This is a genomic window from Actinomadura rugatobispora, assembly GCF_042656285.1.
In the GTDB taxonomy this organism is placed as follows: Bacteria; Actinomycetota; Actinomycetes; order Streptosporangiales; family Streptosporangiaceae; genus Spirillospora; species Spirillospora rugatobispora.
The window spans coordinates 61,667-71,457 of sequence record NZ_JBHSON010000075.1; the positions used below are offsets into that span (position 1 = coordinate 61,667).

9 protein-coding genes and 1 pseudogene are annotated in these 9,791 nt (G+C 74.5%); 4 read left to right on the forward strand and 6 right to left on the reverse strand.

Features of this window, described 5'->3' with window-relative positions; translation table 11 throughout:
- Positions 1-11: 11 nt before the first annotated feature.
- The gene (locus tag ACFPZN_RS39815) at positions 12-992 is read left to right on the forward strand and encodes a right-handed parallel beta-helix repeat-containing protein (RefSeq protein WP_378287751.1); all 981 of its coding nucleotides are present in this window, start codon (positions 12-14) and stop codon (positions 990-992) included.
- A 9-nt stretch (positions 993-1,001) separates the two neighbouring features.
- On the opposite strand, the gene ACFPZN_RS39820 is transcribed toward ACFPZN_RS39815, so the two are convergent.
- Both ACFPZN_RS39820 and ACFPZN_RS39825 read right to left on the reverse strand, forming a co-directional pair.
- Complete coding sequence (locus ACFPZN_RS39820) at positions 1,002-2,318, reverse strand: O-antigen ligase family protein (RefSeq protein ID WP_378287752.1); 1,317 nt, start codon at positions 2,316-2,318, stop codon at positions 1,002-1,004.
- An 11-nt stretch (positions 2,319-2,329) separates the two neighbouring features.
- Positions 2,330-3,076 carry a hypothetical protein gene (locus ACFPZN_RS39825; RefSeq protein WP_378287753.1) on the reverse strand — a complete coding sequence of 249 codons (747 nt, stop codon included), beginning with the start codon at positions 3,074-3,076 and terminating at the stop codon, positions 2,330-2,332.
- A 161-nt stretch (positions 3,077-3,237) separates the two neighbouring features.
- Between ACFPZN_RS39825 and ACFPZN_RS39830 the strand changes: the two genes are divergently transcribed.
- Positions 3,238-3,876, forward strand: coding sequence for a hypothetical protein (locus tag ACFPZN_RS39830; protein ID WP_378287754.1), 639 nt, complete (start codon positions 3,238-3,240; stop codon positions 3,874-3,876).
- On the opposite strand, the gene ACFPZN_RS39835 is transcribed toward ACFPZN_RS39830, so the two are convergent.
- From ACFPZN_RS39835 to ACFPZN_RS39850, 4 genes are all read right to left on the reverse strand, one after another.
- On the reverse strand, positions 3,839-4,684 hold the full coding sequence (locus ACFPZN_RS39835; RefSeq protein WP_378287755.1) for a WecB/TagA/CpsF family glycosyltransferase: 846 nt from the start codon (positions 4,682-4,684) through the stop codon (positions 3,839-3,841). The genes ACFPZN_RS39830 and ACFPZN_RS39835 overlap by 38 nt on opposite strands.
- Positions 4,681-5,919, reverse strand: a complete 1,239-nt coding sequence (locus ACFPZN_RS39840; protein ID WP_378287756.1) for a hypothetical protein — start codon at positions 5,917-5,919, stop codon at positions 4,681-4,683. The genes ACFPZN_RS39835 and ACFPZN_RS39840 overlap by 4 nt, the downstream gene beginning before the upstream one ends.
- Positions 5,916-6,575 carry a hypothetical protein gene (locus tag ACFPZN_RS39845; RefSeq protein WP_378287757.1) on the reverse strand — a complete coding sequence of 220 codons (660 nt, stop codon included), beginning with the start codon at positions 6,573-6,575 and terminating at the stop codon, positions 5,916-5,918. The genes ACFPZN_RS39840 and ACFPZN_RS39845 overlap by 4 nt, the downstream gene beginning before the upstream one ends.
- 268 nt (positions 6,576-6,843) lie before the next feature.
- Positions 6,844-7,869 carry a TolB family protein gene (locus ACFPZN_RS39850; RefSeq protein ID WP_378287758.1) on the reverse strand — a complete coding sequence of 342 codons (1,026 nt, stop codon included), beginning with the start codon at positions 7,867-7,869 and terminating at the stop codon, positions 6,844-6,846.
- Positions 7,870-8,229: 360 nt separating this feature from the next.
- Here ACFPZN_RS39850 and ACFPZN_RS39855 point away from each other — a divergent pair, with 360 nt between their 5' ends.
- Both ACFPZN_RS39855 and ACFPZN_RS39860 read left to right on the forward strand, forming a co-directional pair.
- A complete protein-coding gene (locus tag ACFPZN_RS39855) occupies positions 8,230-9,582 on the forward strand; it encodes a sugar transferase (protein ID WP_378287759.1) in 1,353 nt (450 codons plus the stop codon).
- A gap of 44 nt (positions 9,583-9,626) precedes the next feature.
- A pseudogene (locus tag ACFPZN_RS39860) lies at positions 9,627-9,791 on the forward strand (non-hydrolyzing UDP-N-acetylglucosamine 2-epimerase); the annotation flags it as partial.

Sequence of the window (9,791 nt, forward strand, 5' to 3'; positions counted from 1 at the left end):
AAGGGAGCCCGATGGCCCTGTCGAGAACGGCCCCCGTGCTGGCGGCCGTCGCGTGCCTGGCCGCCACGGCGTGCTCGGGCGCCGGCGACGATCGTGCGGGGGAGCGCAAGAGCGCCCGCTCCCCGCAGGTCCCGCCGTCCGCGACGCCCAGCGCCGCGCCCACCGCGTCGGTGCCGGTGCCGCCCCTCCAGCTCAAGAGCCCCGCGCCGGTCGGCGGCGAGGGCTCCCGCGTCACCTGGCCGACCCTCGGCACCGTCGGCGTCCCGCGCGGCAAGAAGCTGCGCCGCAGCGGGCCCATCACGGTCCGGCGGAACGGGGCGGTCATCGACGGCCTGCGGGTCTCCACCGAGATCAACGTGGAGGCCGACAACGTCACCATCCGCAACACCCAGGTCGTCGGCGCCGGGCAGTGGGCGATCATCCAGCGGAAGGGCCGGTCCGGGCTGCGGGTGGAGAACTCCGAGATCAACGGGGACGGCCGGACCAAGGTGCAGTACGGCATCGTCAACCACGGCGGCATGATCACCGCCCGCCGGGTGCACGTCCACACCGTCTCCAACGGCATCAACACCGACCACGGGCTCGTCGAGGACTCGGTGGTGGACGGCCTGAAGGAGTTCCCCGGCGACCACGTGACCGCCGTCCAGTCCAACTCGGGGCCCGCACCCGGGCTGTCGCTGGTCGTCCGCAACAACGTGCTGCTGAACCCGGTCGCGCAGACCTCGGCGGTCTCGATCTACCAGGACTTCGGGCGGGCGCACGACGTCACCGTGGTCGGCAACCTGCTCGGCGGGGGCGGCTACGCGCTGTACGGCGGCAAGGGGAAGTTCGGGCGCTCGTCCAACATCAGGGTCATGCGGAACGCCTTCACGCGGCGGCACTTCAAGAAGGGCGGGTTCTACGGGCCGGTCACCGCGTTCGAGCGGTCCGGGCGCGGCAACGTGTGGCGCGACAACGTGTGGCACGACACCGGCAAGCCCGTGAAACCCTGAGCCGGCCCTTCAGGCCGCGGCGCCGGGACGGGTGAGCCGCCACAGCGCGCCCGTGCAGCCCAGGCACAGGAACGTCAGGTTCGCCGCCATCGGGAAGCTGAAGGCGTCGAACGTCGCGAACGAGGCCACCGCCACCGCCATCGACGCCGCGAAGCACTGCGCCAGGTGCCGGGTGACCGGATCGGCGCTCGCCTTGCGGGCCTTGCGCGCCAGCACCCATCCCGTGACCAGCACCGTCAGCATCGCGGCGAGCCCGAGCAGCCCGGTCTCCACCAGCGTGAGCAGGTACTGGTTGTCGAGGATGCGGTAGGTCTGCGGGAGGTAGGTGCCGAAGCCCTGCCCGAACCAGGGCCGCTCCGCCACCGCCTCCCCGATCACCGCGTAGTCGTTGGTGCGGGTGACGGTGCTGGAGTCGCTGCCGATCGAGGACACCAGGCTGGTCAGCGTGCCGATCAGGCCGGGCACCACCGCGCGCAGCGCCACCGACAGCAGCCCGACCGCCAGCAGCGCCCACACCCGCCACATCGCGGGCCAGATCGGCAGCACCACCAGCCCGACGACGACCATGCCCAGCACCGCCGACCGGGACACCGTCATCGGCAGCACCACCATGATCAGCCCGACCGGCAGCCAGGCCCGGAACCGCTTGCCCTCCTCGGAGTGGATCGCGCCGTGCAGCGCCAGGGGCAGCAGCATCGCCAGCACCACGCCGAACTCGATCGGGTGGGTGGCCGTGGCCATCGGCCGGTTGAACTCCTCGCGCTGCAGGAGCGAGGTGTAGGACGTGCTGGTGCTCAGCCCCGGGAACGCCAGGTGCCCGGCCAGGTCGAACCCGGTGAAGAACTGCACGGCGCCCAGGACGGCGATGAACCCGCCGCCCGCCACCAGCCTGCGCCGCACCGCCTCCAGCCGGTCCAGGGACGGGATCCCGTCGGCGGCCAGCAGCGCCACGCCGATCCAGCCCAGCATCAGGATCAGCCCGCGGTCGGCGCCGTTGGCCTCCAGCCCGGGGAGCGAGCGGCCCATCGCGGCGGCGTAGGCGGCCAGGATCGAGCAGCCGAACAGCACCACCACCGAGCGGACCGGCTGCGGGCCGCGGATCGGCGTGGTCCGCGCGGTGATCATCGAGCTGAGGTACCAGCCCAGGCAGAGCACCGCCATGATCCCCGCCGGGGTCCCGGCGGCGCCCAGCGGGCCCACGACGAACCGGGCGGGCACCACGGTCAGCATGACCACGAAGACGCTGAGGACGGTGACCGCGTCCACCCGTCCGAGCGGCCGCGGGGCCTCCGGCGCCGGCGCGGCGGGTGTCGAGAGGAGGCCCATCGGAGCCCTGGTCAGTCTCTCGACCTGCGGACGAGCCCGGCGCCCGCGCTCTCGCCGTTGGCGGACCCGGTGAGATCCGGCAACGTGACACCGTTGGGCTTCTCCGGGGCCGGGTCCGGCGCCGGCGCGGGTTCCGGGTCCGGGGCACGGCCGCGCCTGCGCCGCTCCGACAGCACCTCGGCGAACAGCGGCACCGCCACCGTGAGCGCCAGCCCCACGAACAGGGCCATCACCAGGACGCGCAGCTTGCCGGTCGCGGCGAGGGCCGCCTTCGGGCTGGCGGTGACCACGCTCGCCTTGATCTGGGCGCGTTCGGTCACGCCCTCCTCGACCTGGATCTGCGTCAGCCGCCGCGGGATCTCGGCGACCAGCGCGTCCAGCGTCGCCTTGGTGACCCGCGGGTCGTCGCCGGAGACGTCCACGGCGAGCACCGGGCCGGTGGAGTCCTGCGCGACGCCGATCTCGTAGGCGGCCGTCAGCCCCCGGCCGCGCAGTCCGGCGGCGGTCCGGTCGTCCATCATCTCCCGGCCCACCACCTCGGCGGTGACGGTGAGGGAGCTGTCGAACACCAGCCACGGGTTCCCGCCCGCCTGCCTGGCCTGGAACGGCGAGGCCAGGAACACCAGGTTGGCCCTGGCCTCGTAGGTCCAGGGCGTCACCGTCGCCGCGGCGCCGACGCCGCCCAGCGCCAGCAGCAGCAGGGGCACGGTCAGCTTCCACCTCCTCAGCAGGATGCCTATCCAGTCGAGCAGATCCACCCGTCCCCCTCGGTGCCCCCGCCGCCCCCGGCGGGGCCGTCGATCACCATCGTGCGGACCGGCCGCGGCCCCGTCACCCCTCTGGCCACACCTGGCGAGGTTCGACCGCCGCCGCGGGCCCCGTGCCACGATGGCGGGGACCGACGGGGCGGGAGCGGGCTGTGACGATCCGGCATTTCGGGGGAGCGCTGCGGCGCCATCCGGTGGTGACGCTGGCGGCGGTCACGCTGACGCTGCTGCTGGCCCTGCACGTCAAGACGGCCCGTCCCGACTACGAGGTGCGCTCGGCCATCACGCTGCTGTCGCCGCGCGCCCCGTTCCCCCGCAACGCCTACGCGGGCTTCACGCCCGCGCTGGTGACCAACGCCGAGATCTCCGCGCGCACGATGGGGTCGGAGGCCGGGCGGCGGCAGGTCCGCGCCGCCGGGGGCACCGCCTCCTACCAGGTGCTGCTGGCCAACCGGGGCAACATGGAACAGCCCATCCATGATCAGCCGCACCTCACCGTGACGGCGGTCGCGTCCACCGCCGAGGACGCCCGGCGCACCCACGCCGCCGTGCTGGAGGTGATGTGGCGGCAGCTGCTGGACCGGCAGCGGGTCCAGGGCGCGCTGCCCGGCTCGCTGATCTCCTGGCAGGTGACGGCCGGGAGCGGGCGGCCGGTGCCGGTGACGGGCCGGCCGTCGCGGCGGCTGCTGGCGATCGGCCTGCTGGGCGCGGTGCTGACGCTGTACGCGGCGGTCGCCGCCGACCGCCGGCGCGTCACCGTGGCCTCGCGCCCGGCGGCCGCCCGCGCCTGAGGAGGCGGGACGCGGCGCCGCGCAGCGCCTCGCCCGCGGCCGCCCCCGCGACCAGCGCCACGAAGGTGAAGTTGGTGGTGAAGTAGCGCGGCCCGAGCCGCAGCGGCTCCTGGATCACCCGGTAGAGCCATTCGAGGCCGTGCCGCTGCCACCACTCGGGCGCCCGCCGCACCTCCCCGGCCAGCACGTCGAACGTCCCCCCGACGCCGTGCGCGACGCACGCGCCCGTCCGCGCCGCCCAGTCCCGGATGAACAGCTCCTTCATCGGCGAGGAGACGCCGATGAAGAGCAGGTCGGTGCGGGCCTCGCGGATGGAGTCGGCGATCTCGGGCGCCTCCGCCGAGGAGAAGTAGCCGTGCCGGGACCCGGCGATGACCAGCGCGGGGAAGCGCCGCCGGACCTCCGCCAGCGTGCGCTCCAGCACGTCGGGGCGGGCGCCGAAGAAGAACACCCGGTCGCCGCGCCGCTCGGCCTCCGGCAGCAGCGCCAGCATCAGATCGATCCCGGCGACCCGTTCGGGCAGCGGCTCGCGCAGCAGCCTGGACGCCCACACCACCGACTGGCCGTCGGCCAGGACCAGGTCGCAGCCCAGCACGGCGCGGCGCAGCCCGTCGTTCTGGCGCAGCCGGACGATCTTGGCGGCGTTCAGCACCCCGATGGTCAGGGGCGTCCGCTGCTCGACGGCCTTGACACAGGCGGCGACCGTCTCGTCGATGCTCAGCGGGTCCAGCCAGACCCCGAGGAAGTGCCGCCTGGACGGCGCGGGACGTGCGCCGCCGTACCGTCCGGTGTGCTGCTCGCGCTTCATGCGTGGTCCTCCAGCCAGGAATACAGCAGCCAGCCGAGCTCGTAGGGGCGGCACTCGCGGTCGACCGCGCCGGGCGGGAACGCCCGGTCCAGCGCGGCGGCCCGCCACCCGGGGCGCAGCAGGGTGGTGGCGGCGCGCGCGCCGCGCACCGCCTTGCGCGGGTCGCGGCGCGCGACCTTGCGCCAGGTCATGACCGGGTCGCCGGGCATCAGCGGCTCGCCGGTCTCGGGCGGCGCGGCCAGCCAGCCGACGCCGCGGGCGATCGCGCCGAGGTGGTCGGCGCCGCCGGCCTCGGCCAGGTCGAGCAGCGCCATGGGCGCCATCGCGTGCTGGTGCACGCTGTAGACGGGGTAGCCCTCGACGACGCCGCCGGTGCGGGCGTCGTAGTGCCACCACCACTGGCCGCCGGGGCCCTGCGCGGCGCAGATCGCCGCGGCGACCCGGTCGGCCGCCGCGACGGCCTCGCCGTCACCGAGCCGGGCCAGTGCCTGGACGGGGTACACCTGGTCGGCGAAGCAGCCGACGTGCGCGCGGTAGCGGGGGACCAGGCCGCGCCCGCCGACCTCGTGGGTGTACAGGGCGCGGCCGCGCAGGCCGTCCAGGAGGCGGCGGCGGGACCGTTCGAGGTGCTCGGCGGCCGGGTCGGCGCCGGCGTCGCGGGCGGCGGCGAGGGCGGACGCGACCCAGGCCGCGTCGACGGTGTAGACGGCGCCGCGCCCGGGACGGTCGGCGGCGGCGAGGCGCCGCAGCGCCTGCGGCAGCCCGTCGTGGCCGGTCTCGGCCGCGGCCCAGGCCACCAGCGCGATGTCACCGAGCGAGGTGACCGCGTCCGGGCCGGTGGCGGCGAGCCGGGGCAGCAGCGTCCCGGTCAGCTCGGCCGCCGACTGGCCGCCCAGCGCGGCCCGCTGCTCGTCCGGCGGCAGCAGCCGCGCGCCGAGCGCCACGATCGCCGCGTACCGCAGGCTGCGCCCGGCCGGGACGGCGCGGTGCCGCGTCGCATCGCCGCTGGCGGTCGGGCCTTCGGGCTCGCCGCGCATTGTGAACACGAACGGGCCCGACTGGTTGTGGCGCATCCGGGGCAGCCCCCGCACCGCCTGGCCGAGCAGCCCGGCGATCACGTCGCGGGCGGCGCCGTCGGCGGCGCCCAGCCTGCGCAGCCGGGCCGGGTCCGTTACCGGCGCGGCGGGCCGGGACGCGTCGGCGGGCGGGGACGCGTCGGCGGGACCGGCGGTCATGCCCGCCTCACCGCGATCAGCGACTTGGTCAGCCCGGCGACCCGCTCGGACAGGATCAGCGAGCCGGGGAAGTAGGCCCGCATCTCGGTGCGGCTCAGCAGCTCCACCTCCAGCACCGCGCGCAGCGCCTCCGCGCGGTCGGCGGGCGGGGTGTGCACCAGCGGCCAGTGCCGCGCCACGGTGACCTTCGCGGGCGGCGGCAGGAACTGCATCCCCGGGCACACCCAGTGCGGCTCGACGGGGAAGTAGCGGTAGGGCGTCTGCACCCAGTGCCGGTCGGCGAGGCGGTGCACGGCGTCGGCGAACATGCGGCGCCGGGCGTGCCCGCCGACGTGCTCCACCACCGAGTTGGAGACCACCAGGTCGTAGCCGCCGGCCAGGATCTCCGGCGGCAGCTCGCAGGCGTCGGCGTGGTCGGCGCGCAGCCAGGCGGGCGGGTCCTCGGGCGGTTTCTCCAGGTTGACCAGGTGCACCCGGGCCGGGCGGACCGGTGCCCGCCGCCAGGACTCGGCGGTCCCGCCCAGATCGATGACCGACATCTCCCCGAGATCGGGAAAGGCGGCGAGCAGCCGGTCCCAGCGGCGCGCGCGGTAACGCGCGCCGAGGGAACCCGGCGCGTCCACGAAACGATGACGCAATGCGTGCAGTCGGCTCAACGCATCTCCCCGAACCCGTTTCCCCGTCGTCGGCCCCAATATTGCGTCCGCGTTCCTCGGAAAAGCCACCGAGTAAAGTGGCCTACCCCGGCCAGCCGCGAAAGTGAACAAAATGTGCCCATAACGGCAGCACCAAAAGTGCATCGCCCGATGAACGGGCTCGGAATTGTCGCACGCCGAATCCGGATGATCACTGCGGCCAAAGCTGGCCAGGTCCTTGGCTGGCCAATTCAGGCCGTGCCGGGAGGGCCGCCCGGCGGCGCCGGCGTCAGGAGAGCGGGGCGGGCGAGAACGCGCCGGACAGCAGCATCCGCGGCGCCCCGGAGCCGTCGGCGGGCACCGTCCAGACGTCCGTCGACGCGCCGCGCAGCCGCCCGTAGGCCAGCGTCCGGTCGTCGGTCCAGACCACCTGGTCGTCCACCGACTCCCGCTCGGCCAGGGCGGTCTCCTTCATGTCGCGCAGCCGCAGGACGTGCAGCCGCCAGGGCCGGGCCGGGTCGCCGGTGGCCTTCTTGAACGCCAGCCGGGTGCCGTCCGGGGACAGCGACGGGCACTCCAGGTCGGTGCGCTTCGTCCACATGGCCTGGGTGCTGACGCGGCCCTCCACCAGATAGGTCGTGCCCTTGGTCTTGGCGGTGGCGTAGAAGCGGTCGTCGTCGCGGGTGAAGGTGACGCCCCAGTAGTTGAGGTCGACGCCGGTGTCGGGCCGCCCGTCCCGGAGCAGGGTGAATCGCTCCAGGTCAGGGATGACGTCGCCGGTGCGGGTGTCGAGGATTCCGGTCCGGGTGGACAGGTCCTTCCCGGCGTAGGAGTGGCCGCTGACGAAGACCGTCCAGGAGATCATCCGGCCGCTGGGGGACACCTGGGCCCGGCTCGGCGTGCCCGGGACCGGGATCCTGCGGGTGGGGCGCAGCGCGGCGTCCAGGGCGATCGCGTACGCCTGCGGGTGGGCCGAGCGCTCGACCGTCAGGCACACGCCCGTGCCGCCCCTGGCGTGCACGCGGACGCAGGACAGGCCGCTGACCGCGCGGGCGCCGCCGGGCGCCGCGAGCGGCACCCCGGCCAGCCTGCCCGACTGCGGGCCGGGGACGGCGTTGCGGAACAGCAGCTTGCCGGGCCTGTCGAGGCCGCCGAGCGCGCCGAGGCCGCCGCCGGCCGGGCCCTGCCCACCGCGCGTCTCCGGGCCGCTCCCGGAGCCGTCGCCGCCCGCCAGCACCACCGCTCCCGCGGCCACCGCGGCGACCGCCGCCGCGGCGCCGGCCGCGACGGCCCGCGAACGCGGACGCGGCGTCACCGGATCCGGCCCATGTCCCGGTCCATGCCCCGATCCGTGAAGGTGTCGCACATAGGCGCAAGGTTAAGTGCGTGATCCGGTGCCGCCCTTTATTCGTCCGAATCCGGCCAGTCGAATGGCCGGTGACCACGGAAATCGCGCCGCGGCCACGTCCGGCCCCCGTACATTACCTTCCTTTTACCTGTCCCGACTGGCAACTTAACCCTGCGGTCAATGTTCTTTCTGGCAACGGAGAGGGTGACGGGGGATGGCCGGGTGAGCGTCATCGATCATGCTTCCACGGGGGTCCGGCCCGGCCGGAGAAGACGGGCGGCGGGGGTGGACGCCTGGGTTTCACGCTATGTTCGCCTCGCCATTGCCGTGGATTTCTGCTGCGCCCTCACGGCCGGGCTGGCCGGTTTCGTGTTCCGTTTCGGCGAGCACTCCCTGACCCCCCGGCCGGACGCGGTGCTGGCCGCCGGGCTGCCGCTGCTGTGGGTCGGGTGGGCCGCCGCGGCCCGCGCCTACGACGCCCGCTTCTTCGGGATCGGGTCCGACGAGTACCGGCGGGTCCTCACCGCGGGCGTCAGCCTGACCGCCGCGGTCGCCATCGCCTCGTACGCCACCAAGGCCGAGGTCGCGCGCGGCTACGTCGTCATCGCGTTACCGCTGGTCACGCTGCTGACCCTGGTCGCGCGGTACCACCTGCGCAAGCGGCTGCACCGGCGGCGGGGGAGGGGGGAGTGCCTGCGCCGGGTCGTGGCGGCCGGGCATCGCGAGGCGGTGGCCGAACTGGTCCGCGAGTTCGGGCGCGCCCCGTACCACGGCATGCAGATCGTGGCCGCCTGCGTCCCGGCCGACGGCGGCCCGGACATGCTCGGGACGGTCCCCGTGGAGGGCGGTCTCGACGAGGTCGCCGACGTCGTCGGACGGACCGGCGCCGACACCGTCGCGGTGCTGGCCTGTCCCGAGCTGGCCGGGGTGGAGCTGCGGCGGCTGGCCTGGCGGCTGGAGGAGAGCGAGACCGAACTGCTGGTCGCCTCGGCGCTGCTGGACATCGCCGGGCCCCGCACCACGATCCGCCCGGCCGCCGGGCTGCCGCTGCTGCACGTGGACCATCCCGAGCTGGCCGGGCTGCGGCGGCTGCTCAAGGGCGTGTTCGACCGGACGGTGGCGGGCCTGGCGCTGATCCTGCTGAGCCCGCTGTGGGCGGTGATGGCGCTGCTCATCCGGGCCGACGACCCGGGTCCGGCGCTCTACGCGCAGGAGCGGATCGGCCGGGACGGCCGCCGCTTCCGGATGCTGAAGTTCCGCACGATGGTCGTCGGCGCCGACCGCCGCCGCGACGTGCTGTCGGCCGCCGGGGGCCGCAACGGCCTGCTGTTCAAGTTGCGCGACGATCCCCGCATCACCCGGCTGGGCGCCCGGCTGCGCCGCTTCTCGCTGGACGAGCTGCCGCAGCTGGTGAACGTGCTGCGCGGCGAGATGTCGCTGGTGGGCCCGCGCCCGCCGCTGCCCGCCGAGGTGGACCGGTACGGCGAGGACGTGCACCGGCGCCTGGCGGTCAAGCCCGGCATGACCGGCCTGTGGCAGGTCAGCGGGCGCTCGGACCTGTCCTGGGACGAGTCGGTCCGGCTGGACCTGCGCTACATCGAGAACTGGTCGCTCACCCTCGACACCCAGATCCTCTGGAAGACCATCGCCGCCGTGGTGCGCGGCTCGGGCGCCTACTGACCGGCCGCCCCCTGAATCCCGCCCCGATCCGGAACGGAACCCTCATGATCATCTTGCATGTGCTCGGCGCGCGTCCCAACTTCGTCAAGGCGGCTCCGGTCATCGAGGCGCTGCGGGCCGGAGGGGTCGGGCAGGCGGTCGTCCACACCGGCCAGCACTACGACGAGCGGATGTCGGAGATCTTCTTCCGCGAGCTGGGGCTGCCCGAG

Coding starts and splice junctions, on each gene's coding strand:
- ACFPZN_RS39835 (WP_378287755.1), bottom strand. CDS start 4,684: ATGAAGCGCGAGCAGCACACCGGACGGTACGGCGGCGCACGTCCCGCG.
- ACFPZN_RS39820 (WP_378287752.1), bottom strand. CDS start 2,318: ATGGGCCTCCTCTCGACACCCGCCGCGCCGGCGCCGGAGGCCCCGCGG.
- ACFPZN_RS39815 (WP_378287751.1), top strand. CDS start 12: ATGGCCCTGTCGAGAACGGCCCCCGTGCTGGCGGCCGTCGCGTGCCTG.
- ACFPZN_RS39840 (WP_378287756.1), bottom strand. CDS start 5,919: ATGACCGCCGGTCCCGCCGACGCGTCCCCGCCCGCCGACGCGTCCCGG.